This is a genomic window from Streptococcus mitis (assembly GCF_946190375.1).
In the GTDB taxonomy this organism is placed as follows: Bacteria; Bacillota; Bacilli; order Lactobacillales; family Streptococcaceae; genus Streptococcus; species Streptococcus mitis_CJ.
On record NZ_CAMIAF010000009.1, the window covers coordinates 51,314 to 71,399 of the forward strand.

Here is a 20,086-nt window from a genome sequence, read left to right on the forward strand (position 1 = left end):
CCTTACTTCAAAAGTTTTTGTAACTGCTGTAAGCGATCTTGACTATCTAACAACTCCAGATATCTTTTATGGCTGATCAAGACATATCCTGCTAGGTCATGACCTAGTAAAGTATCATCAACAAATAGCTCCATTTGCTCAGTCGAGGTGTCAAAGTGAGACTCTGCATCAGTGTCCTTTTTCTTTTTGGTAAAGGTATTAGCAATAACCTCAATTTCTGACTCATTGCTTAAAAATGATGATACTTGAGTATTTAGAGCATCGGCAAATGCCTCAATTTCCTCAATCGTTGGAGTTGTAACATTTCTCTCAATGTCACTTACTCGATTTTGACTAATGCCAACCATAGGGGCAAGATCATACTGAGTAAGCTCTGCCTCTTTACGGATGGCACGCATTTTAGCGCCATCAAATACTTTCATCTAAACACCTCCCCTCCATTTTCAAAGAAACGCTGTTGTATTGCATTTTGTGCAATCTTTACTTGTATTTCTGGCTGTTGATAGTATTTGATTTGTTTTTTGTACTCAGAAACTGCAATTTTAGCAACAGCTGTAATAATACCAGCCCAGGTTGTTGTGATAATAGCGATTAGAATTAAGATAAAATCAAATTGTGTCATGTTGTTTTTCCTTTTCAAATTGGTTTAATATTGCTTGTAAAAGTAATTTCACCCTCTCATCTTATTTCTGATGGTGAAAGAGTGTTTAGGTGGTTCCCATCTATATCCAACCATACTTAGAACCTCCTAGAAAGGCAAATCATCATCACTGATATCCAATGGGTTTGTCGGTCTGCCAAATGGATTGTTATCACGGGTGAAATCAGGAACTGGATTTGTTGTGTTCCCCTCAAAGAAACTACCTTGTTGCCCGTAACTATTTCCATTTTGGAAAGAACTGCCTTGATTACTGTAGCCCTGCTGCTGATAACCACCATGATTGTCTTGATGGCCTTGATTATTTTGCTGACTGTTACGACTTTCTAGCAATTGGAAATTACTAGCAACAACCTCTGTGACATAAACACGTTGGCCTTGTTGATTATCATAGCTACGTGTTTGAATTACTCCTGTGATACCAATCAATGAGCCTTTTTTAGCCCAATTAGCAAGATTTTCAGCTGACTGTCTCCAGATAACGCAATTGATAAAATCAGCCTCACGCTCTCCAGCCTCATTCTTAAATGGACGATTTACAGCAAGAGTAAACGTAGCAACCGCAATATTAGATTGCGTGTATCTCAGTTCAGCATCTTTTGTAAGCCGCCCTACTAACACAACGTTATTTATCATTTTTAATCCATCCCTTCGTACAAACTTTTTCCAAGTTGTTCCCCAAAATCTTTTTCATCTTTGGGGTCTAATGCTGCCAACTCTGTGACAACTCTTATTTTCGTTTCTCTACACGGCTGATAGCCGTATTTGGCATACCTCAACATCCTATTAAATGTACTTACGGGATATGGCAAAACATTATCAACAACTAAACGTTTTGTGTGCAAATGCTCAAAGAAATCTTCATGAAATATGACTTCAAAAACAGCCATATAATCATCTTCATCCAAATTGTCATAATTTTTGTAATAAGCAAACTTCGTTATTGTGAAATCAAAATTTGAAATAACTTGTTTTGGATTTCCGTATGTGTTTCTGATGAGCTCTAAACGAACTTTATCTTTTATAGAATATATAGACCAGCAATTTTTGTTTTCGTACGAAAATTTCCAGTCATTTGGTTTCTCTTTTATAAGTTGTTTATAATATCTCTGAGCTTCGATAAAATCCTGGTTGTTTTCAAAGAATATGTCTAGGTCTTTAACTGGTTCGCCATTGAAAATATTCTTAAAGCAACCTCCAGCGATATATCCTTTATGTCCAACTAGAAATTTATCAAGCCACCAAAGTTGTCTATAATTAAGTAAATCACTCTTTCTAAAATTCATATTCCCCTCCTGGATTGTGCCACCAGACCATCAGGTCATCCTGATTGTCTCTGATGTACTGATCAAATCTTTCAAAGTGGTCGATAGCATGTTTTAAGCGTTGCATACCCTCTCCAGCTTTTGAGCAAAAGCCACAAACTTTAAAGACAGGCTCAATCATGTCAATAATTTCTACGACTTGGCCATCAAGGTTCCAGACGCTATCCTCTCCCACCTTAAAATCCAGGATAAACTCATCCCCTAGGTTGTGGATAACCTGCAATCTCTTGCCGTCCGAGTAGATGGCTACGCTGTCAGATACTTTTCTAATTTCCATGGTTACCTCCCCATTGACTCTGGAGAAATATCCCAAGATTTTTCTATCTCCAATTTCCTTTTTTCGCCATACAGAGTCGCTAATAGGTTCTCTATTTTGCCTATTAACTCATCAGGCACCCCATATTCAGCCAATTCTTCTGAAATTTTTTCAATTTCTGTCATATCTACCACCCACATTGATCATTGAGTTTGAGCATTTGAGATAATGGGCTTGCTTTGTCAAGCTCCTTAGCCGTTGACCAACCTTTTACATTTTCAATCAATTCATTAAATTTCATTGTGCATACCTCCTGCTGCAATATTCACGTTCTAAGCTATCTAGCCCCACTTTTAAATACTCGATAGAGTAAATAGCAAGGCTTTTCTTTTCAATTTGTGAGAGAGGCCTGTTAGCCTCCTCAAACTCTAAAATAAGTTGATACTTTCTAAATTCCACCTAACCCTCCAAAGTTTCAAAGCTGATAAAGTTATCCTCAAGCCATTCTTGCAACTGGTTAAGCTGAGATTTTCCGCCATGCAATGTCAAACGCAAGTCAATTGTTAAAGGTTCGCTAGGCTCGAATTTTGCCACCTCTCGCGCATTATTTTGAGGTTCTGGTGTAATTGTACCCTGTTCCAAAATCTCGCCTGTTTCAGCGTCATAAGCCTTGATGTTCGCATTAGCATTTTCCTTGGCCGATTGAGCAATTTCTTCAAGTCGTTCAGCTTTTGCTTTTTCTTGAGCCTCTTTCTGCTCTTTGCGTGCAATCTCAGCATCACGATCTGTTTTCATCATCTTGAAAACATCAACAAGGCTCTTACCATCTTCAAGATGTCTGATATAGCTATCAGCTGGCAAATCGTACTCTTGAGCTAGTTCTTGGATAGCTTGCTTGTTAGCCTTGTATTCTTCCAGGGCATCAAATTCTGAAAGCACCAAGGCATCCATTTCATCAAGTGTTGTCTTTTTCAGTTCGTACTTGCCTGTTTTAAAATATTTCTTGAGGCTGTACTCATCGTATTTGTCAGCGAATGTGGATTTTTCAATCCCTGCGACCATACACTTATCCTCAAAGGTAGTTCGGACAGCATCCACGCGCATCAATCGTTCATGTTCATCAATTGCATTAAGTCCTGCTGTGATGTTTGCAATGACATTATCCAATGGCTCAACTGTTTTCTTGTACCACTTCTCAAATTCCTTGTATGGATTATTGATATTGTTTTTGATTTCCTTACGCCGAGTTTCCAACGCCTCTTTTAATTTATTTAGGCGTGTACGCTCATCATAATCAATCTTGTAAGTGGATGCAGTCACCTCATAATTTGTGTACTGTGCAACGATTGCTGCAAGTTGTTTCTCAACGCTATCATAATCAACATTAATTACTGCAGGTTGAAAATCTACCTTAATTTCTGTCAAGCTATTAGTTACATCTTTTACCATGTTTAATTACCTCTCTTTGCTTTTGCCTTTGCTAGTTGTTCAGTTAAATAGTTTTTCAATGCCTCATAGTCACCAACTTGTACTCTATGAAAATCTTGTAAACCTTTTAATTTTTCAGATAGCACATAGTTAGCAAGCGCATCGAACGGCATCCCTTTAATTTTTGCAATATCATTTATAAGGTCGTTAATTTCTCGATACTGATCGTTGCCAATGTACCTTACTTGATTTTGTTCTTGGGCTTGCTGGTTGTTTGCTTTCTGTTGCTGATTAGTCTGTCCTTGTTCTTGGCTTTCTTCTACTGGATACTCATCAATATCTTTTTCACCAATCGCAAACAACCCCTGCAAGGCATATTTTCGAGCGTATGAGCTGACTGCACCTGTCCATTGCGGATCTTGCATTTGCTTAACCTGTCCTTTTTGAGTATTGAATACTGGAACTGTACTTAGTTCAGCAAATGAAGTTGATTGTTGCTTGATATTCCCCTCTTTATCTAGCGCAAATGCTGTTGATTGGATAAATACCCTACCAGCAACCTCAATTAGTTCATCAGATGCAATTACAGACCAGTCACTATTTAACTCCTTAAAAGCTGTGTAAATGTCTTCGGCATTTCTAAATGCATATTTGACATCTTTGGTTTTTCTCTTCTCCAATTGCATTTTTCTTTGCAATTCTGCAAATGTTAAATCTGCCATTTTCCTCCTCCTGTAAAAACTCTGTAATTCCTTTATTATCTATAAGTATGAGTTTGTTGTTTGTTAGTAGTTATTATTCTGCTATCGTGTCATCTTAACGATTTTAGCCATTTCTTTCTTCCATGACTGACTGCCTCGATATTGCAGATAAGCATCAAAACCTTTAATTGTGACAAGCTGTCCATCATTTCTGAGGTGTTTTTGTTGACTAGGTAGCTTCTTCATCTCGCGTCTCATGTCTCCCGCTTGTCGCTTTGAACATCCAAAGATGTGCTCTAGTTCTTCATCGTTTGCAGAAATCTTCTCGATGATCACATCTTTAATTCTCACGATTTGAACTGCTTCCATTTTTGCTCCTTTCGTGGTATAATTTTCTTGAATAATTTTGTCATGCGCCTGATTGCCGTCAGGTGTTTTTTGTTTAGTCATATACAGTTACTGTATAGACTGTCTTTCTTGCTCCATCGCTAGAATGTACGGTCGACTTCTCTACCGTTATATCTGTCGTATCGTTAGCCATTTTGAAGAACAAATACAACAAACATTCTCGTAAAATTTTTAATTTTAAAGGAACTGATAGAAATCGTTTAATTTCCAGTTCGATTTGACTAGGATTATTTGATAATACTAGTTCGTCCATTCTTTCCTCCTTTCTGTTTCTAATCCCCTTTTCTGCTATAATGTAAGCAGAAAGGAGATGATTTTATGCATGACCTAGTTATCAAGATGATTCTTGATGAGTACGGCATTGATAACTCTGAAAATTTGTCTAAAGCACTCGCCAAAGTCCTAGATGAATTTTCAAGAGATAGCCGTGTAGCTAGCAACCTGTCTAAGTCTATCAATGAGCATAATAGACTTACAGATAGAATGCATGGGATTATTAGATAATCCCCATCATCATCAGAGCGTGTTTGCGAAAGACATTGGTTTCACTGTCATCCAGTGTTATGTCTTTTGACAAATTACGCTCTTTTTCGTTCAGTTGGTGATCGTAAAGGCTGTTTAGCTCTTCCCATCTTTTTCGAGCCAAAGACTGTCTCAAGCCAATATAGAGTTCGATAATAGCCGGTGATTTTGCCACATCCTGCAGCTCCTGCTCAGATTGTTCTTGCTCATTTTGGATTTTAGCAGTAAAGTCTGAGTAAACTTGCTCAAACGTTTCTAAAACCTGAGGATCCACAACCACGCCATTAGTTTCAATAACATCTGGTGTAAATGTAACGGTGGCTTTTGGTTTTTTGTCTGCTGACATTTCTAATTTAAAATCAGTTACCCCTCTGCCAAGCTCCCAGTCATTGATTTTTACTGAATAACCTGACGAATTAAGAGATTGACCCTCAGTAGGTTCTTGCTTGGGTTTAATACTTAGTTTTAATTGTTTCATGTTTTCTCCTTTTCCCATTTTGTTATATAAACCACAGAAGCTAATCCATAGACTTCAGTAATTTATATGACTTCAATAACTCTGCAACAGCCATAATCGTTGCAGGGTCTTTTTTATCTGCTTCATCCAAAACAGCAACTACAAAATCAGTAGTTTGATCTAAAACCAATGAATGTTTTGACATATTTTCTCTCCTTTCAAACCAAAGTCCTAAATTAGAAATTTTTAAATTTCTCTCTTTTATTTATTTAGAGAAGTAGGACTTGTTGTTAGTTAATATTTATTGTTATTTAATACTTGTTGTTAGTTAATATTTATTAGTGCCTTATTTTACTGATTTGTAAAATACAGATTTGTAAAATACAGATTTGTAAAATAAGGAAATGTAACTGCTAATCTGTGGATAACTTTTGTAAAGCCTCCTCTAATCTCTGTAGCATAATTTCAAATTGAAAATCGGTAATTTTAACATCTGAGAAGAACCGAAAGACCTGAACTCCTTTTCCTCGTCCGAGACTTTTTTTAAAAGTTCTGAGATAACCAGCCTTCTCTATCTTCTTGAAATGTCTATCTACCATATCTCGACTAACACCTTTTCGTTTAGCTACTTCTTCTGGGTAGACTTGCCAGTTTGGGTGATTGGCCAAAATAACCATCATGATACCAACAGCTGTAAAATCCAGCGCAGGATCGTTGATAAAACTGTTACTAACAGCTGTGTAATCATCAGTTACATTCTTGAAAGATAAATTGGCAATCCAAATCTTTAAAGTTTTTCATAACTCCTCCTTTTAAATTTGCTATAATTGACTTATCCACAACGAAAGGAGGATAAGCGTATGGCTTTAATGACCACCGCTGAGTTGAAGTGCCTTCACTGTGGGAATACTTTCCCAATCAGTATGTACGACAAACCAAAGAGCATTAGTTGCATCTTCTGTCTCGCTAAAGTTGAAGATGATATGATTAACAAAATCTATAATGCTGCTTTAACGGTAGCTGACTTAAACTCTCATTTCATCAAATATCATGATGAAAGAAATGAAGATTTGTTTCAGCTACACCTTACAACTCAGGAAGTAGCCTTACGGCACTGTGATACTCTGTAATACTCACTAGTAAACTAGGTAACAATTTCTGAGTATCTACAATCTCATCTAAGGCTTTCATTGTTTCAGATAAGCGCTCCTCGCCTATTTGAGAAATAATGAAAGCTCTTTTTTTGTTCAAAAAGTTCAGTTTTTCCTCCATGTTTCTCCTTTATTCATTAGTTGAGGCTTTTGTTTTCCCACTGAATGGATATCTTTTAGGTTTCATTCTTTCCCCTTCCCATTTTACAAAGTCCTAAATTAGAAATTTTAAACTTCTCTCTTTTATTTATTAAGAGAAGTAGGACTTGTTTTCTTTTAATATTTATTGTTATTTAATACTTGTTGTTAGTTAATAATTGTTAGTGTGAAAAAATTTACATGTATTATTTTTACATGTATTATTTTTACATGTATTATTTTTACATGTATTATTTTTACACTTGCAAACCTTGCGATCTCAATTCAGCAAAAAGTCTCTCTTTCATTATTTGAAAACTAAACTCTGATATTTTTCTATCAGAGAAAAATCTAAATATTCGCGAACCAGTCCCGCGCCCAAAAGATACCTTAATTTCCCGCAAATAGCCCGCTTGTTTCAATTTTTCAAAGTGCTTTAAAACAGTTCTATAATTCAATCCCGCTCGTTTTGCTATCTCCTCAGGATAGACTTGCCAGGTAGATATATTGCTCAAAACAATCATCAGTACTCCTATTTCAGCTGCTCCAAGCGCAGGATCGTTGATAAAATCATTACTAACAGCAGTATAGTCGTTAGTTGGATTCTTGAAAGATGAAATCCACTTTTAAGTTATAAAGTTTTTTCTTATCCATGCGAGCTCCTTTCTTAAGTTTCTGTTTTTAGTTATTTACGAAATTTTCGTATTTTTTACCCAAAAAAATATCATCGAACTTCACATTGAAAAAAAGCATGTATTTTTTCAATAGTTGATAACCGATATCCGAGCTATCCTTTTCTAATCGGGCAATTGTTTGACTTGACACTTCAAATCTCTCTGCTAACTCTGCTTGAGTAAGTCCTTTGTTAATTCGCATAGCCTCTAAAGTCCACTGCACGTTCCTACCTCCTTTCTAAATTTGGTATAATAGAATAAAAACGATTGGAGAAATAATATGTCATTTGATCTTTCTAAATTAAGCCTAGGCGGTGGCTTCGCAGGCAATTCAAAAGCCTTTCAATGCCCTGTATGTTCAGGTTTCTCTTCCCATTTATGGACTTATAATCCTATTGATATCAATGGAGATTACAACGAATCTATCAAATTTATTATAATTGCACAATGTCAGGCTTGTAATCAATTTTCTATTTGGATAACAAATGAAATCCAAATAAGTAGCTCTGGGCTCGTATTATACACAAGCAGTGCAACCTTGACATTAATTTTCCCAAATGTTGCCGAAGGAATACCTGAACCTAATAGTGATATGCCTGATGATGTGAAAGAAATCTATATTGAAGCTGGCGAAGTTCTAAATATATCACCCAGAGCTTCTGCAGCTCTATCTCGCCTAGCTATTGAAAAGCTTGTTGCTCATTTAAACGCACAAGGTAAAGATTTAAATACCCAAATTGGAAGTCTTGTCTCTAAAGGAATGCCAATAGAAATCCAACAAATGCTAGACAGTGTTAGAGTAATAGGGAATAACGCCGTACATCCAGGCCAAATAGATATAAAAGATAACAAAGAGTTAGCTTTATTATTGTTAAGTTTTATCAACTTGATTGTAGATAATCGAATCACCCAACCTAAAAAAATTCTAGACACATATAACCTATTACCGGAATCCTACCGAAATTCTATTGAAAGAAGAGACAATTAATCTTTCTCAAAGATTAATACATTTTCTTTGTCCCAGTACTGAGTTACAACTCTAACCGGGTCATCTTCTGTTCCTTTCCCTCGTTTAAATGTAATTTTTATCAATTCAACAATTTCAACACTTTCCACCTCTCTTCCTCCTTTCGTTTTATTTGCTTATTTCTAAGCTTGATTATAGTATAATACGATTTTTTCGTATTGTCAATAGTTTTTATCAAAAAAATAGGATTTTTTCGTATTTTTGATTGTCTATCAATAAAAAATGATATATAATAGAATTATAAAAAATACGAGGTAATCGTAAATGGATGAAAAAAAACGAATGAAAATTATTGCTGAAAATATTACACACTTTAGAAAACAACGTGGTATTACCCAAAAAGAATTGGCTAAAGAAGTTGGAATTACAGCAAGTACTATGACAGACTATATGAAGTTAAGAAGCGCTCCTTCTTTTGGTGTTATCCAAAAACTAGCTGATTATTTCGGTGTTAAAAAATCAGATATAGATACCACTTTTAAAGAAGAATCCCCCTCCCTCCCAGACGCTTCAGATTTGCTCACACAGCAGATAACAGACAAGGTGGTACAATTAACCCCAGATAATAAAAAAATCGTCCTACGGACTTCTGAGGAGCTTCTGGAGAGACAAAAAGCAAACGGCGAGATGTACACAGAGCAAAACGAAGAAGAAACGAAGATAAACGAAGTATCGGAGGTCATTCAGTTATATAGCTACGACTACTACGACCATGCTGCTTCTGCAGGTACTGGGCAGTATTTGAATGATGTACGAGTTGAACAGATAGAGTTGCCAGTAGATATTGATGCCGACTTTGTTATTCCGATTAAAGGTGATTCCATGGAGCCAGACTATCACGATGGCGACCTAGTATTTATCCAGACAAGCGTAGAGCTAAATGACGGTGTTATCGGTGTGTTTAACTACAATGGAGAAGCGTATATCAAGCGACTTGTTATTGATAAAGACCAAGCTTACCTACATAGTTTGAACCCAGCGTACAAAGATATGCCAATCACACCAGACACCGACTTCCGAATTATCGGCGAAGTTGTGGATATATATCAGGAGGGATAACATGAGTAGCGAAAGCAGACCAATGGAAGTGATTAAACACAACCTAGATTGCAAATGCCACAGACGGAGAGAATGGATTAGAGTCAATGATAAGTGGCATGCTATCGAGTTTTCGGTAGACGATCCAAACGAACCTCCTATGACCGAAAAAGAAAAAGCCAATGTGGCCTTAATTCTTCAACAACACTTACCGAAAGAGTAAAGCCAACTATTTCAAAAATGGAAATAGTTCAAATAAAAAAGCCCCACGCTCTCAAACTTTGGCGAGTCTGAGCGTGAGGCAATCAGTATAGTAAAAGGCATTAAAAAGCCCTCTTTACTATACCCATTTTATCAAAAAAGTGAGGTAAAATCAATGTGGATGGAAGAGTTGCCAAATGGCAAATATAAATTTTTTGAGCGATATAAAGATCCATATACTGAGAAATTGAAAAAAGTGTCAGTCACGATGGAGAAGAAAACACCTCAAGCAAGAAATCAAGCTGCTATCTTACTGCAAGAGAAGATAAATAAAAAACTCAGTACAAAACAAGTAGAAAGCATTACATTTGAAGAAATCTATAACCTTTTTTATAAATCATGGGCGCAAACAGTAAAGGCATCTACAAAACACAATTATACTTTTGTTGATGCAACTATGAAAAAAGAAATACCATCTGACACTTTACTAGCTAATATCGATAGACGATATATCCAGAGCAAGATTGAAAATATTATTGATAGCAATGGCTATCATACAGCTTATAGAGTCCGCAGCAGACTCAAAAGCATCTTCGATTATGCAGTTCAATACTCCTATATCGAAAATAACGAGGTTAATTACACGGTTATTCCTAAAAAGCCGGAAACTTTAGAAGATATTGAAAAAAAGCGCAACAAGTTTTTGACTATGCAAGAAATCAAAACATTAATAGACGCACTAAACAGTCAACCGTATCAACAAAAATATGCCGATATGGTAACGGTTCTTGCTCTTACTGGTATGAGATATGGAGAGTTGACCGCATTACAACTCAAAAATATAGACTTCCAAAATAAAAAAATTGAGATTACAGGTAATTTTGATTCAGTAAACAAAATAAAAACATTGCCAAAAACCGCAAAATCTATTAGAACAATATTGGTATCAGATGCGGTTATAGAGGCCATACAACGTCAAGTGATCCGCCTCACTGAACGCTATCAGATGCTAAAAGATGATGATTATATCTTTTGCTTAGAGGTATGGAATAGCCCAATAACATTACCATCTTTCATTCAAATTATAAAAAAATACGGTGCGAAAGCTGGAATAGAAAAAAATTTATCTAGTCATATTTTCAGACATTCTCACATTTCGTTTTTAGCAGAATCTGGATTGCCTATCAAATCAATAATGGATCGTGTTGGTCACTCAAACGCAAAAATGACTTTAGAAATATACTCCCACACTACACAAGATATGGAGGGTAAACTCGTAGAAACGTTAGATAGTATTTTTTAATTCTGCCCCTTTTTTGCCCCTTTCATTCGCACAAAATAATAATAACCCTTGAAAATTCAGTATTTCCAAGGGTTATATTTTTGTCATTAGAATCCGTCTACGTTTGTGTAGATCTTTTGTACGTCTTCGTCGTCTTCAAGAACGCTGTAAAGTTTTTCAAAGATTTCAAGGTCATCGCCTGACAATTCCACTTCTGACTGAGGAATCATTTCCAATTCAGTCACTTGAAATTCTTCGATACCTGACTCACGAAGGGCAACAATAGCCTTATGAAGGTCAGTTGGAGCTGTGTAAACTGTGATTGTACCTTCTTCTGATTCTACATCATCCACATCCACATCTGCTTCAAGCAATTGCTCAAAGACTGCATCGGCATCTTCACCTGCAAATACGATAACACCCTTGTTGTCGAAGAGATAAGAAACCGAACCTGAAGCGCCCATGTTCCCGCCGTTTTTACCAAAGGCTGCACGGACATTGGCCGCTGTACGGTTGACATTTGAAGTCAAAGTATCAACAATCAGCATAGAACCATTTGGTCCAAAACCTTCGTAACGTCCTTCTGTAAAGGTTTCGTCTGTGTTTCCTTTAGCCTTGTCCAAAGCTTTATCGATAACGTGTTTTGGCACTTGGGCTTGTTTAGCACGGTCGATAACGAATTTCAAAGCTGAGTTTGATTCTGGATCTGGATCACCTTTTTTAGCTGCTACATAGATTTCTACACCAAATTTTGCATATACTTTAGAGTTAGCTCCATCTTTAGCCGTTTTCTTGGCTACGATATTGGCCCATTTACGTCCCATTAGGAATCTCCTTTTTTCACATTTTAATCTTTCTTATTATAACACAAGTTTTTTCGATTTTCACTAGAGGAAATAGATTTTATTCAGTAAATCCAACTAGGATTGCACTTTAGTTGCCAAGATTTCCTTTCCTTCTTTTATCAAGGGGTGACGAAAGAGTGAGAAGTAGAGTTGAATGGTCATAGCAACCCAGATAAGAGGTTCACAGAGGATAACTCCTCTATAGCCCGCCCAAGGGATAATCAAGACCACAAAAGCGATTTTCCCGATTAGTTCGATAAAGCTAGAAATCAGCGGAAGGATCTTTTGTCCCAATCCCTGCAAGCAATTGCGATAAATCAATAAAAGACTCAAAATAGGATAAAAAGCTGAGCTGATTTGCAAGTACAGACTGCCATTTTCTACCAAGTAGCTATCCGTCGAACTAGCCAAGAAGGAAACCAAGGCTGGACTGGCAAAAAAGAGGAAGACACAAACAAAAACTGCCCAGGATATACTTAAACGACTGCCGATTCGAAGACCTTGAACAATGCGGTCTGGTCGCTTAGCTCCTAGATTCTGAGAAGCAAAGGTCGTCATCGAGGCAGAAATAGCGGTCATCGGAAGAAGGGCGAAGGCCATAATGCGTCGAGCTGCCGTCTGGGCACTGATAATTACGGCACCAAAAGTATTAACAGAAGACTGTAAAATCACACTGCCGATGGACACAATTGAACTCATCAAGCCCATAGCCAAACCTTGCTCCAAGAGATCAGCGTACAAGGCCTTGTCCCATTTGAAATGCTTGAGTTGAGGCAAAAGTTTTGGCACGCTCTTACGAATATAGTAAAAGCAGAGAATCGCTGATAAGCCCTGCGAAATGATGGTAGCAAGTCCTGCGGATTGAACTCCCAGATGCAATTGCGTAATGAAATACAAATCCAAAATCACATTGACCAAGGCAGAAAAAATCAAAAATCCAAGGGCAGCTAGACTGTCCCCAATAGACCGCAACAAGCCTGCAAAAAGATTATAAGCAAAGCTGACACCGACACAGGTCACAATCATAGAAATATATTGATAAGACTGAGGGAGGATTTCAGCAGGGGTATCTAAATATTGCAAGAGTGGATACAGACCGACAAAGCCCAGCAACATAACTACAATACTCAAAAGTGCACCTAAAATCCAGGTGGCTGCTACTGCTTCCTTGATTTTAGTGAAATTCCGAGCTCCATAATAACGGGCAATGACAATTCCCATGCCATTGCCAACACCAAGAGTAAAACCTACAATCAGGTCAAAAATTGCTGTCGTCGCTCCTACTGCAGCCAAGGATTCTTGACCAAGAAAACGCCCAACAATCAAGACATCAGCCGTATTATAGAGCTGTTGAAAAATATTTGATAGCAAGATTGGGAAGGCAAAACTCAAAAGCGAGGGAAGAATCGGACCATGTATCAGGTCCACTGTTCGTTTTTTATTCATAAGGCTATTATATCAGCTTTCGAAAGGAGCGACAAGAAACAGTAAACTATAGATGATCTGAAAACTTGAATCAAAAATCGAAAAAGTAGCGGATTTCTCCACTACTTTAACAGCTTATTCTTCAATTTCGATTTCAAGTTCATCGCCTAGGTCAAGTGTAACTTCTTCATTCACAGAATCTGCTTGAACTGCTTCATCTTTTTTGTTTTCAGTATCTTGTTCTGAAACTTCTTCTCCATCAATCAAGCCAAATTTAGAACGGACTTGCTTATCAATTTCATCAAAGATTTCTGGGTGCTCTGCCAAGTATTTCTTAGCATTCTCAGAACCTTGCCCAATTTTTTCATCTTTGTAAGAATACCAAGCTCCTGCTTTTTTGATGATATCCAAATCGCTTGCAATCTTCAAGAGTTCACCAGTCTTAGAAATTCCTTCTCCGTACATAATTTCAACTACGGCTTCCTTAAACGGTGGAGCTACCTTATTTTTTACAACCTTAATCTTAGTTTCTTTACCAACATTGGTTTCTTTTTGGTCACCAGTTCCCTTAATTTGTGTATTACCACGAACATCCAAACGCACTGAAGCATAGAATTTCAGAGCACGTCCACCAGGTGTTGTTTCTGGATTTCCAAACATGACCCCAACTTTTTCACGCAATTGGTTGATAAAGATGGCAATTGTTTTGGTTTTATTGATAGAAGCACCAAGTTTACGCATAGCCTGGCTCATCATACGAGCCTGCAAACCAACGTGGCTATCTCCGATATCTCCATCAATTTCAGCACGAGGTACAAGAGCAGCAACTGAGTCGACCACGACAAGGTCAACTGCACCTGAGTCAATCAATTTTCCTGCAATCTCAAGACCTTGCTCTCCTGAGTCTGGTTGTGACAAGAGCAATTCGTCAATGTTAACACCAAGAGCCGCAGCATAAGCTGGATCGAGGGCATGTTCCGCATCGATAAAGGCTGCAATACCACCTTCTTTTTGTGCTTGCGCAACTGCATGAAGGGCAACCGTTGTCTTACCAGATGACTCTGGTCCGTAGATTTCAATGATACGTCCCTTAGGATAACCACCTGAACCAAGGGCAATGTCAAGAGCCAAAGAACCTGAGCTCATCACTTGCACCTTTTGCTCGGCACGTTCACCCAAACGCATGATTGAACCCTTACCAAAGTCTTTCTCAATCAATTTAAGAGCATCATTCAAGGCTTTTTCACGTTCAGCCCCGAATTTTTTTGAAATTTCATCTAATTTTTTTGGTTTTTTCGCCATTCTATTCTCCTACATTCTAATGGTCCTCAGACCTATCTACTATTATATCAAAAGTTAGTCACTTAATAAAGCCTTGCGAACTAGGTTAAAGGCATGCATAACCGCAATGTGACGTACATCTGCTCGACTTCTGCCTCCAATATTCACCTTGATAACCTCAGTTCCTTGCTCCTGTGCCAAGCCTATGAAGACTGTCCCAGCTGGGTGCCCTTCTAGGCTATCTGGTCCTGCCACTCCAGTCAAACTAAGGCCAAAATCTGACTGAGTCTTGATTCGTGCCTGCTCAGCCATCTTCTGAGCTGTAAATTCAGATACCACACCATGGTCTTCCAAATCCTTGGCAGGAATATCCAACATCTTTGATTTTTCCTCCAAGCTATAGGTTACAAAACCACCCTTAAATATACTTGAAGCACCTGAAAAATCCGCTACATTGGCTTGGAAAAGCCCTGCCGTCAAACTCTCTGCAGCCGTGATGGTTTTCGCCTGTTTTTTCAGTTCCTCTACCACAATGCTGGCTAAACTAGTTTCTTCCCCATACCCATAACAAAGGTCTCGTAAAGAAAGTCCTTCAAAAGTCTGTCGATCCAAGATTTGGTTTTCCAAGATACCCAGCGCATGATTCGCCTCTTCTTGACTGCTAGCCTTTGTTGACAGACGCAGAGTTACCTCCCCTGTCTTGGCATAAGGTGCCAAGGTCGGATCTGTTTGATTATCAATCAAATCAGCCAAAATCGTCACCAACTGGCTCTCGCCAATCCCAAAGAAACGAAGAACTCGGGAATACAGCTTGCTTCCTGTCATTAACTTGGGTAGAAGTTGGTTTAAGACCATGGGTTTCAATTCACTTGGTGGACCTGGAAGGACGACGTAGGTCACTCCGTCTACTTCTAATATCCCTCCCACAGCCAACCCTGTTTCGTTTGGCAGTGGAGTCGCTCCTTCTACAATTTGAGCTTGTCTTTCGTTATTCGGTGTTCGGGCATAGTCTGGTCTCTGAGCAAAAAAGATATCCAACTTCTCCTGCGCCTGAGGGTCAAAGACTAATTCTTTCCCTAAAAATTTAGCTAGAGTTTGTTTGGTCAAATCGTCCTCAGTCGGCCCCAAACCACCTGTCAAAATCACCAGACTGCTACGTTGACTGGCAATCTCAAGCAGAGATAAGAGACGGGCTTCGTTGTCTCCTACAGCCGTCTGAAAATATACATCTACCCCAATTTCTGCTAGTTTTTCCGACAAAAACTGAGCATTGGTATTAACAATCTGTCCTGTCAAAATCTCTGTTCCAACAGCAATGATTTCTGCTTTCATGTTTCCTCCTACCTATCTATTCGTATTTTTTTGAAAAAATCGCAGGAAATTTCCCACGATTGATTTTTTTATTTATAGTAAAAAAGTTAATTGTCTTCGTCACCAACAGGTGTTCGTCCAAATAAATCTTCAAATAAGACAACATTTGTTTCAAGCTGAGTGACTTCTTCTTGTCCCAAAGAACGTCTCAAAAGATTCTGCATTTCCAACATGTGGTTTCTCGTAACAATTTGATAAGAAACGCCTTGTAGCATCTCCCCTTCACCCTTCAACTGTTGTGTTTCAATAGTTTTAAATGAATCTTTATAGCCCAACAAGCTTGGAATACTTTTCGCAGATAAATCGATATTAGTCTGCATATTAGTACTTAGGGCTTTTAAGATAGACTGATAGTGGCTGACACTATTCAAACTAAGAACTTTTTCAACAACTTTTTGAATGACTTCACGCTGACGCTTTTGACGTCCGTAGTCTCCTTCTGGGTCTTGATAACGCATGCGTGAATAAACAAGCGCTTCTTCTCCATTTATTGTCTGCTCTCCAACACCGATAGAAATGGTATTAAATTCTTCTTGGTCACTGATAGAAATCGGGAAACCTAGTGTATTATTGACCGTAATACCTCCCACTGCATCGACCAATTGTTGCAATCCTTGCATATTAACCATAATGTAGCGATCGATATGGATATTCATCATCTTTTGAATTGTTTCTATAGCAAGTTCTGCACCGCCACCAGCATAGGCAGCGTTTAACTTCGCTTCTTCAATACTACCATCTTTATGTTGAATTTTAGTCAGGATATCACGCTCCAAACTCATCATCGTCGTTTTCTTTGTGTGAGGATTGACAGTCAGCAAAATCATACTGTCACTATTTCCAGCCCATTGATCTGTACGCTCTACATTCCCAGTATCAACCCCCATTAACAGAATGGTCAAAGGCTCTGTTGCTTCAATAACCTTGGTTTCTTCTCCGATTTTTTTATAGGTCTTTGATAAGGTTTGTGTGCCTTGCTGATAAATAGTATAAGCAAAAACACCGACACCCAAAACTGTCACAGCTAGAAAAGCTAGCACCATTCCAATAATTTTTTTAACCATATTTCTACTAATCTATCAGTTTACCCATCAAGTAAACATCGATAAATTTCCCTTCTTCTATATATGCTCCACGCTCTTGGCGACCTTCAATTACAAAGCCATGCTTTTGATAAAGATGAACTGCTGCTTGATTACGAGTTTGGACAGTCAGTTGGAGACGACGCAGAATGCCACTTGCTTGTGCCCACTCTATCGCTTCCTCTAGCAACAAACTTCCCAATCTATTATTCCAATATCTTTTTCCAATCACAATGAAGAGATCTCCAATATGACGGACTCTCTTGCGCTGGTCAGCTGTAATATTTACAATACCAGCAATTTTATCATTTAAGAATGCAAGTAAGGTTATCTGATTGTCCGAACTAGCTTGCTTGTTGAGGAATATTTCCATCTCCTCACTGGTCAAGAGAATACCATCTCCGTCTAAGCTGGTAAAATCTGTTTCTACACTGACACGATTTAAAAATGTCACTAACTCAACAGCATCACCAGGTTCTGCTTCTCTAATGAGCAATTCATACTCCATGTTGAAGCTCCTCTAAGAGTTTTTCTGCACGCAAACCCTTTGCTTGGAAATGTAATCTGCGGCCGTCTTCTTCTTTTAGAATTTCCAACTCTAAATAAGTATCTGGCAAGGCATCTCCTAAGAGATTGCCCCACTCAATAACAGTCACTCCACCACCAAAGAGAAACTCATCCAAGTCGATAGAATCCGCATCTCCTTCAATTCGATAAACATCTAGATGATAAAGTGACAGTCTGCCTTCATACTCTCTTACGATAGTATAGGTTGGACTTTTAATCATTTGAGAAATCTGTAAACCTTTAGCAAGTCCTTTAGTAAAGGTCGTTTTACCTGCGCCCAGTTCTCCAGTTAAGATTAAAACATCATTCTTTTCTAATAAATGGCCCAAACGCTCCCCTAAGGCTTGTAGCTCTTCTTCATTTTTTGTGTACATATTCTTATTATACCAAAAACTTTTCTTTTGTGTCTATTTTCCTGCTAAACTTACCATCATAACATCCATAAAAACAAGCTTTCTCTAAAAGAAAATGAGCGTAGCAATGACCAATACAAGATCTCGGAAAACATGACCATAAAAGGAAACTTCCTTTTTAACAGAATTTGGGACAAGATAGGCTGCAAAAAACAAACCCAGTCCAATATAAATCAAAAGAGAGACAATGGTCATTGGATTTCTTAAGAAGAGAAGTGTTGCTAAAATAGTCACCAACACTGTCTTTTTTCTATCTAGCATAGCAAGCAAATCACGCATGTATTTTTTCAAGGGTAAAAAAATCAGCAAATCTAGTCCAAATAGGAAAAAGAAGGATGGCAATAAAAAGTCAACTAATTCTTGCTGCAACGTATTTTTGATGAACAAGTTATCTGACAAGACAAGAACAGCTCCTAACAAATTAATTAAGAGTAACATACTGTAAAAAAGCTTCACCGACTTCTTACTGGCTAGGACACTATGGACTTCTTGCTTACGGGTATAAAGATAATTTACTCCAGCACAGATTCCTGAAACGAAGACCATACTTCCGATGAAAAAACCTGTACTTTGTTTAAAGGACAAGATGCATTCTTTCCATAGGAAACAGCTACTCAAACTGATTTGAATTAAAGCTAACAAAAATAAGATTCTCATTGATTTCATCTTTTCTCTCCCTTCCTACCAATCATTATACTAGGAGAAAAGAGAGAACTGTTTCTAATCTTCTCAAATGTCTTTTTAAGACGCTAAACAAACATGAGAGACTAATACTCAATGAAAATCAAAGAGCAAACTAGGAAGCTAGCCACAGGTTGCTCAAAACACTGTTTTGAGATTGCAGATAGAACTGACGTGGTTTGAAGAGATTTTGGAAGAATATAAATTGAAATAAGACTGATAGTATTCATTTCACTATCAGCCTTACAGGTTATTTAACGTTTCAGAAAAACTATAATGAAAGATTAACTAAACAGTATCTAATTCCTTCAAATAATTTTCTATCTTCATCAACATTAAAGGATTGTTATAAATCTTACATAATTCTCTTGCTTCTATATAATAATTTTTGACTTGTTCTTTGTCTAGAAATTTGGCTCCAGCATTTCCTACAAGAATAAGTAAGGGAGCCAGTTGGTAGCTTGTCTGTCTTTGTTTACAGAGTTCAATCGTCTCAAGAGCTTCTTGGATGGCTTCATTATATTTTTCCTTTGATACTAGGTAGTGAGCGTAGTTGTAACGAACTCTGATGTAGCCAAATAAAAACTCTTGATGCTCAAAATTTTTTGTCTGATATAACTCCATCAAATGAGAGTAGTTTGCTTCATAATCTTCTTCACGACCCACTAAGGAATAGAAATTAGATAGAGTATTCAATGCCTTTAAATAAATCAGAGTATTTGAGGAGACTTTTAATAATATATTTTCCAATGAAGAAATTGCCTCACACTTACTGTCATATTGATAGAAGTCAATAATAGCTTTAATCCATTCAAGGTAAGTTCGGTCTTCTAGTGTTAGAAAAGTACTTCGTTCAATCTCTATTCTATAAATATATTCCAAATTGTCATAATTTCTGTCATCTAATAGTCGAGCAGATAATTGCTTGAAATTAGAGAGATTAGATTTAATTTCAATTTGTTCATTAAAAAAATAATCTAATGGCACTTCAAGTCGTTGTGAGAGTTTGAACAAAAGGTCTGCGGAGGGAATGAAATGCCCTCTCTCAATTTTACTAATCTGGCTTTGTTCACAAATTCCTTCTGCAAGAGTTTGTTGGGAGAGTCTCAACTCTTTTCTTTTCAATCTGAATTTCTCTGCGAGTGTATTCATTAA

The 20,086-nt window shown here is 37.5% G+C and carries 33 protein-coding genes; 5 read left to right on the top strand and 28 right to left on the bottom strand.

The window, feature by feature from the left end:
- Positions 1 to 2 precede the first annotated feature (2 nt).
- From N8M09_RS05550 to N8M09_RS05600, 12 genes are all read right to left on the bottom strand, one after another.
- Positions 3 to 422: a helix-turn-helix domain-containing protein gene (locus N8M09_RS05550; protein WP_261064364.1), complete on the bottom strand. Its 420-nt coding sequence runs from the start codon at positions 420 to 422 to the stop codon at positions 3 to 5.
- Positions 419 to 622, bottom strand: a complete 204-nt coding sequence (locus N8M09_RS05555) for a hypothetical protein (protein WP_261064366.1) — start codon at positions 620 to 622, stop codon at positions 419 to 421. Before N8M09_RS05555 ends, N8M09_RS05550 begins: the two co-directional genes overlap by 4 nt.
- A 126-nt stretch (positions 623 to 748) precedes the next feature.
- Positions 749 to 1,294 (bottom strand): single-stranded DNA-binding protein, encoded by a 546-nt coding sequence (gene ssb, locus N8M09_RS05560; RefSeq protein ID WP_261064368.1) that lies wholly within the window; start codon positions 1,292 to 1,294, stop codon positions 749 to 751.
- 2 nt (positions 1,295 to 1,296) lie between these two features.
- Positions 1,297 to 1,944, bottom strand: coding sequence for a Gabija anti-defense Gad2 family protein (locus N8M09_RS05565; protein WP_261064370.1), 648 nt, complete (start codon positions 1,942 to 1,944; stop codon positions 1,297 to 1,299).
- Positions 1,934 to 2,260: a hypothetical protein gene (locus N8M09_RS05570; protein ID WP_261064372.1), complete on the bottom strand. Its 327-nt coding sequence runs from the start codon at positions 2,258 to 2,260 to the stop codon at positions 1,934 to 1,936. Before N8M09_RS05570 ends, N8M09_RS05565 begins: the two co-directional genes overlap by 11 nt.
- A 2-nt stretch (positions 2,261 to 2,262) precedes the next feature.
- Positions 2,263 to 2,424 carry a hypothetical protein gene (locus N8M09_RS05575; protein ID WP_261064374.1) on the bottom strand — a complete coding sequence of 54 codons (162 nt, stop codon included), beginning with the start codon at positions 2,422 to 2,424 and terminating at the stop codon, positions 2,263 to 2,265.
- 2 nt (positions 2,425 to 2,426) lie between these two features.
- Positions 2,427 to 2,540: a nucleoside triphosphate pyrophosphohydrolase family protein gene (locus N8M09_RS11365; RefSeq protein ID WP_474104143.1), complete on the bottom strand. Its 114-nt coding sequence runs from the start codon at positions 2,538 to 2,540 to the stop codon at positions 2,427 to 2,429.
- Positions 2,537 to 2,698, bottom strand: a complete 162-nt coding sequence (locus N8M09_RS05580) for a hypothetical protein (RefSeq protein WP_261064375.1) — start codon at positions 2,696 to 2,698, stop codon at positions 2,537 to 2,539. Before N8M09_RS05580 ends, N8M09_RS11365 begins: the two co-directional genes overlap by 4 nt.
- Positions 2,699 to 3,688 carry a DUF1351 domain-containing protein gene (locus N8M09_RS05585; RefSeq protein WP_261064377.1) on the bottom strand — a complete coding sequence of 330 codons (990 nt, stop codon included), beginning with the start codon at positions 3,686 to 3,688 and terminating at the stop codon, positions 2,699 to 2,701.
- A gap of 2 nt (positions 3,689 to 3,690) precedes the next feature.
- The gene (locus N8M09_RS05590) at positions 3,691 to 4,389 is read right to left on the bottom strand and encodes an ERF family protein (RefSeq protein ID WP_261064378.1); all 699 of its coding nucleotides are present in this window, start codon (positions 4,387 to 4,389) and stop codon (positions 3,691 to 3,693) included.
- A gap of 81 nt (positions 4,390 to 4,470) precedes the next feature.
- The gene (locus N8M09_RS05595) at positions 4,471 to 4,737 is read right to left on the bottom strand and encodes a hypothetical protein (RefSeq protein WP_261064444.1); all 267 of its coding nucleotides are present in this window, start codon (positions 4,735 to 4,737) and stop codon (positions 4,471 to 4,473) included.
- A 73-nt stretch (positions 4,738 to 4,810) separates the two neighbouring features.
- Positions 4,811 to 5,029, bottom strand: coding sequence for a hypothetical protein (locus N8M09_RS05600; RefSeq protein WP_261064380.1), 219 nt, complete (start codon positions 5,027 to 5,029; stop codon positions 4,811 to 4,813).
- A gap of 65 nt (positions 5,030 to 5,094) precedes the next feature.
- On the opposite strand from N8M09_RS05600, the gene N8M09_RS05605 reads away from it, so the two are divergent.
- Positions 5,095 to 5,280, top strand: coding sequence for a hypothetical protein (locus N8M09_RS05605; protein WP_261064382.1), 186 nt, complete (start codon positions 5,095 to 5,097; stop codon positions 5,278 to 5,280).
- Here the strand turns inward: N8M09_RS05605 and N8M09_RS05610 are convergent.
- The 6 genes from N8M09_RS05610 to N8M09_RS05635 all read right to left on the bottom strand — a co-directional run bounded on the left by N8M09_RS05610 (position 5,273) and on the right by N8M09_RS05635 (position 7,941).
- A complete protein-coding gene (locus tag N8M09_RS05610; protein WP_261064384.1) occupies positions 5,273 to 5,776 on the bottom strand; it encodes a hypothetical protein in 504 nt (167 codons plus the stop codon). The two genes, N8M09_RS05605 and N8M09_RS05610, sit on opposite strands and share 8 nt — an antisense overlap.
- A gap of 40 nt (positions 5,777 to 5,816) precedes the next feature.
- Positions 5,817 to 5,960, bottom strand: a complete 144-nt coding sequence (locus N8M09_RS05615; RefSeq protein ID WP_261064386.1) for a hypothetical protein — start codon at positions 5,958 to 5,960, stop codon at positions 5,817 to 5,819.
- A 208-nt stretch (positions 5,961 to 6,168) separates the two neighbouring features.
- On the bottom strand, positions 6,169 to 6,432 hold the full coding sequence (locus N8M09_RS05620) for a helix-turn-helix domain-containing protein (RefSeq protein WP_125446959.1): 264 nt from the start codon (positions 6,430 to 6,432) through the stop codon (positions 6,169 to 6,171).
- Between the two features lie 409 nt (positions 6,433 to 6,841).
- A complete protein-coding gene (locus N8M09_RS05625) occupies positions 6,842 to 7,027 on the bottom strand; it encodes a hypothetical protein (protein WP_125446780.1) in 186 nt (61 codons plus the stop codon).
- A 274-nt stretch (positions 7,028 to 7,301) separates the two neighbouring features.
- Positions 7,302 to 7,568, bottom strand: a complete 267-nt coding sequence (locus N8M09_RS05630) for an Rrf2 family transcriptional regulator (protein ID WP_261064395.1) — start codon at positions 7,566 to 7,568, stop codon at positions 7,302 to 7,304.
- 157 nt (positions 7,569 to 7,725) lie between these two features.
- Positions 7,726 to 7,941, bottom strand: a complete 216-nt coding sequence (locus tag N8M09_RS05635; RefSeq protein WP_261064396.1) for a helix-turn-helix transcriptional regulator — start codon at positions 7,939 to 7,941, stop codon at positions 7,726 to 7,728.
- Between the two features lie 57 nt (positions 7,942 to 7,998).
- Between N8M09_RS05635 and N8M09_RS05640 the strand changes: the two genes are divergently transcribed.
- The gene (locus tag N8M09_RS05640; protein WP_261064397.1) at positions 7,999 to 8,706 is read left to right on the top strand and encodes a DUF4145 domain-containing protein; all 708 of its coding nucleotides are present in this window, start codon (positions 7,999 to 8,001) and stop codon (positions 8,704 to 8,706) included.
- On the opposite strand, the gene N8M09_RS05645 is transcribed toward N8M09_RS05640, so the two are convergent.
- Positions 8,703 to 8,834 (bottom strand): hypothetical protein, encoded by a 132-nt coding sequence (locus N8M09_RS05645; protein WP_000446473.1) that lies wholly within the window; start codon positions 8,832 to 8,834, stop codon positions 8,703 to 8,705. The genes N8M09_RS05640 and N8M09_RS05645 overlap by 4 nt on opposite strands.
- A gap of 175 nt (positions 8,835 to 9,009) precedes the next feature.
- Between N8M09_RS05645 and N8M09_RS05650 the strand changes: the two genes are divergently transcribed.
- From N8M09_RS05650 to N8M09_RS05660, 3 genes are all read left to right on the top strand, one after another.
- Complete coding sequence (locus N8M09_RS05650) at positions 9,010 to 9,804, top strand: helix-turn-helix domain-containing protein (protein WP_261064398.1); 795 nt, start codon at positions 9,010 to 9,012, stop codon at positions 9,802 to 9,804.
- A gap of 1 nt (position 9,805) precedes the next feature.
- The gene (locus N8M09_RS05655) at positions 9,806 to 10,006 is read left to right on the top strand and encodes a hypothetical protein (protein WP_125446774.1); all 201 of its coding nucleotides are present in this window, start codon (positions 9,806 to 9,808) and stop codon (positions 10,004 to 10,006) included.
- A 153-nt stretch (positions 10,007 to 10,159) separates the two neighbouring features.
- The gene (locus N8M09_RS05660) at positions 10,160 to 11,287 is read left to right on the top strand and encodes a tyrosine-type recombinase/integrase (RefSeq protein ID WP_261064399.1); all 1,128 of its coding nucleotides are present in this window, start codon (positions 10,160 to 10,162) and stop codon (positions 11,285 to 11,287) included.
- 86 nt (positions 11,288 to 11,373) lie between these two features.
- Here N8M09_RS05660 and N8M09_RS05665 read toward each other — a convergent pair whose 3' ends face one another.
- From N8M09_RS05665 to N8M09_RS05705, 9 genes are all read right to left on the bottom strand, one after another.
- Entirely contained in the window at positions 11,374 to 12,090 is a 717-nt protein-coding gene (locus tag N8M09_RS05665) for a YebC/PmpR family DNA-binding transcriptional regulator (protein ID WP_261064400.1), read from the bottom strand.
- A 96-nt stretch (positions 12,091 to 12,186) separates the two neighbouring features.
- Positions 12,187 to 13,557: an MATE family efflux transporter gene (locus N8M09_RS05670; RefSeq protein WP_261064401.1), complete on the bottom strand. Its 1,371-nt coding sequence runs from the start codon at positions 13,555 to 13,557 to the stop codon at positions 12,187 to 12,189.
- 114 nt (positions 13,558 to 13,671) lie between these two features.
- Positions 13,672 to 14,838, bottom strand: a complete 1,167-nt coding sequence (recA, locus tag N8M09_RS05675) for a recombinase RecA (protein ID WP_261064403.1) — start codon at positions 14,836 to 14,838, stop codon at positions 13,672 to 13,674.
- A 54-nt stretch (positions 14,839 to 14,892) separates the two neighbouring features.
- Entirely contained in the window at positions 14,893 to 16,149 is a 1,257-nt protein-coding gene (locus tag N8M09_RS05680) for a competence/damage-inducible protein A (RefSeq protein ID WP_261064404.1), read from the bottom strand.
- An 86-nt stretch (positions 16,150 to 16,235) separates the two neighbouring features.
- Complete coding sequence (lytR, locus tag N8M09_RS05685) at positions 16,236 to 17,252, bottom strand: glycopolymer--peptidoglycan transferase LytR (protein WP_261044481.1); 1,017 nt, start codon at positions 17,250 to 17,252, stop codon at positions 16,236 to 16,238.
- Between the two features lie 7 nt (positions 17,253 to 17,259).
- Positions 17,260 to 17,778, bottom strand: coding sequence for a GNAT family N-acetyltransferase (locus N8M09_RS05690; protein WP_261064405.1), 519 nt, complete (start codon positions 17,776 to 17,778; stop codon positions 17,260 to 17,262).
- Entirely contained in the window at positions 17,768 to 18,211 is a 444-nt protein-coding gene (gene tsaE / locus N8M09_RS05695) for a tRNA (adenosine(37)-N6)-threonylcarbamoyltransferase complex ATPase subunit type 1 TsaE (protein ID WP_261064408.1), read from the bottom strand. Before tsaE ends, N8M09_RS05690 begins: the two co-directional genes overlap by 11 nt.
- Before the next feature lie 84 nt (positions 18,212 to 18,295).
- The gene (locus tag N8M09_RS05700) at positions 18,296 to 18,916 is read right to left on the bottom strand and encodes a hypothetical protein (RefSeq protein ID WP_261064409.1); all 621 of its coding nucleotides are present in this window, start codon (positions 18,914 to 18,916) and stop codon (positions 18,296 to 18,298) included.
- A 303-nt stretch (positions 18,917 to 19,219) separates the two neighbouring features.
- The gene (locus N8M09_RS05705) at positions 19,220 to 20,083 is read right to left on the bottom strand and encodes a helix-turn-helix domain-containing protein (protein ID WP_001093626.1); all 864 of its coding nucleotides are present in this window, start codon (positions 20,081 to 20,083) and stop codon (positions 19,220 to 19,222) included.
- Positions 20,084 to 20,086: the final 3 nt, after the last annotated feature.

Excerpts from the sequence above, each read along its gene's own strand:
- N8M09_RS05550 (WP_261064364.1), bottom strand. The coding sequence starts at position 422 with ATGAAAGTATTTGATGGCGCTAAAATGCGTGCCATCCGTAAAGAGGCA.
- N8M09_RS05555 (WP_261064366.1), bottom strand. The coding sequence starts at position 622 with ATGACACAATTTGATTTTATCTTAATTCTAATCGCTATTATCACAACA.
- ssb (WP_261064368.1), bottom strand. The coding sequence starts at position 1,294 with ATGATAAATAACGTTGTGTTAGTAGGGCGGCTTACAAAAGATGCTGAA.
- N8M09_RS05565 (WP_261064370.1), bottom strand. The coding sequence starts at position 1,944 with ATGAATTTTAGAAAGAGTGATTTACTTAATTATAGACAACTTTGGTGG.
- N8M09_RS05570 (WP_261064372.1), bottom strand. The coding sequence starts at position 2,260 with ATGGAAATTAGAAAAGTATCTGACAGCGTAGCCATCTACTCGGACGGC.
- N8M09_RS05575 (WP_261064374.1), bottom strand. The coding sequence starts at position 2,424 with ATGACAGAAATTGAAAAAATTTCAGAAGAATTGGCTGAATATGGGGTG.
- N8M09_RS11365 (WP_474104143.1), bottom strand. The coding sequence starts at position 2,540 with ATGAAATTTAATGAATTGATTGAAAATGTAAAAGGTTGGTCAACGGCT.
- N8M09_RS05585 (WP_261064377.1), bottom strand. The coding sequence starts at position 3,688 with ATGGTAAAAGATGTAACTAATAGCTTGACAGAAATTAAGGTAGATTTT.
- N8M09_RS05590 (WP_261064378.1), bottom strand. The coding sequence starts at position 4,389 with ATGGCAGATTTAACATTTGCAGAATTGCAAAGAAAAATGCAATTGGAG.
- N8M09_RS05595 (WP_261064444.1), bottom strand. The coding sequence starts at position 4,737 with ATGGAAGCAGTTCAAATCGTGAGAATTAAAGATGTGATCATCGAGAAG.
- N8M09_RS05600 (WP_261064380.1), bottom strand. The coding sequence starts at position 5,029 with ATGGACGAACTAGTATTATCAAATAATCCTAGTCAAATCGAACTGGAA.
- N8M09_RS05605 (WP_261064382.1), top strand. The coding sequence starts at position 5,095 with ATGCATGACCTAGTTATCAAGATGATTCTTGATGAGTACGGCATTGAT.
- N8M09_RS05610 (WP_261064384.1), bottom strand. The coding sequence starts at position 5,776 with ATGAAACAATTAAAACTAAGTATTAAACCCAAGCAAGAACCTACTGAG.
- N8M09_RS05615 (WP_261064386.1), bottom strand. The coding sequence starts at position 5,960 with ATGTCAAAACATTCATTGGTTTTAGATCAAACTACTGATTTTGTAGTT.
- N8M09_RS05620 (WP_125446959.1), bottom strand. The coding sequence starts at position 6,432 with ATGGTTATTTTGGCCAATCACCCAAACTGGCAAGTCTACCCAGAAGAA.
- N8M09_RS05625 (WP_125446780.1), bottom strand. The coding sequence starts at position 7,027 with ATGGAGGAAAAACTGAACTTTTTGAACAAAAAAAGAGCTTTCATTATT.
- N8M09_RS05630 (WP_261064395.1), bottom strand. The coding sequence starts at position 7,568 with ATGATTGTTTTGAGCAATATATCTACCTGGCAAGTCTATCCTGAGGAG.
- N8M09_RS05640 (WP_261064397.1), top strand. The coding sequence starts at position 7,999 with ATGTCATTTGATCTTTCTAAATTAAGCCTAGGCGGTGGCTTCGCAGGC.
- N8M09_RS05650 (WP_261064398.1), top strand. The coding sequence starts at position 9,010 with ATGGATGAAAAAAAACGAATGAAAATTATTGCTGAAAATATTACACAC.
- N8M09_RS05655 (WP_125446774.1), top strand. The coding sequence starts at position 9,806 with ATGAGTAGCGAAAGCAGACCAATGGAAGTGATTAAACACAACCTAGAT.
- N8M09_RS05660 (WP_261064399.1), top strand. The coding sequence starts at position 10,160 with ATGTGGATGGAAGAGTTGCCAAATGGCAAATATAAATTTTTTGAGCGA.
- N8M09_RS05665 (WP_261064400.1), bottom strand. The coding sequence starts at position 12,090 with ATGGGACGTAAATGGGCCAATATCGTAGCCAAGAAAACGGCTAAAGAT.
- N8M09_RS05670 (WP_261064401.1), bottom strand. The coding sequence starts at position 13,557 with ATGAATAAAAAACGAACAGTGGACCTGATACATGGTCCGATTCTTCCC.
- recA (WP_261064403.1), bottom strand. The coding sequence starts at position 14,838 with ATGGCGAAAAAACCAAAAAAATTAGATGAAATTTCAAAAAAATTCGGG.
- N8M09_RS05680 (WP_261064404.1), bottom strand. The coding sequence starts at position 16,149 with ATGAAAGCAGAAATCATTGCTGTTGGAACAGAGATTTTGACAGGACAG.
- lytR (WP_261044481.1), bottom strand. The coding sequence starts at position 17,252 with ATGGTTAAAAAAATTATTGGAATGGTGCTAGCTTTTCTAGCTGTGACA.
- N8M09_RS05690 (WP_261064405.1), bottom strand. The coding sequence starts at position 17,778 with ATGGAGTATGAATTGCTCATTAGAGAAGCAGAACCTGGTGATGCTGTT.
- tsaE (WP_261064408.1), bottom strand. The coding sequence starts at position 18,211 with ATGTACACAAAAAATGAAGAAGAGCTACAAGCCTTAGGGGAGCGTTTG.
- N8M09_RS05700 (WP_261064409.1), bottom strand. The coding sequence starts at position 18,916 with ATGAAATCAATGAGAATCTTATTTTTGTTAGCTTTAATTCAAATCAGT.
- N8M09_RS05705 (WP_001093626.1), bottom strand. The coding sequence starts at position 20,083 with ATGAATACACTCGCAGAGAAATTCAGATTGAAAAGAAAAGAGTTGAGA.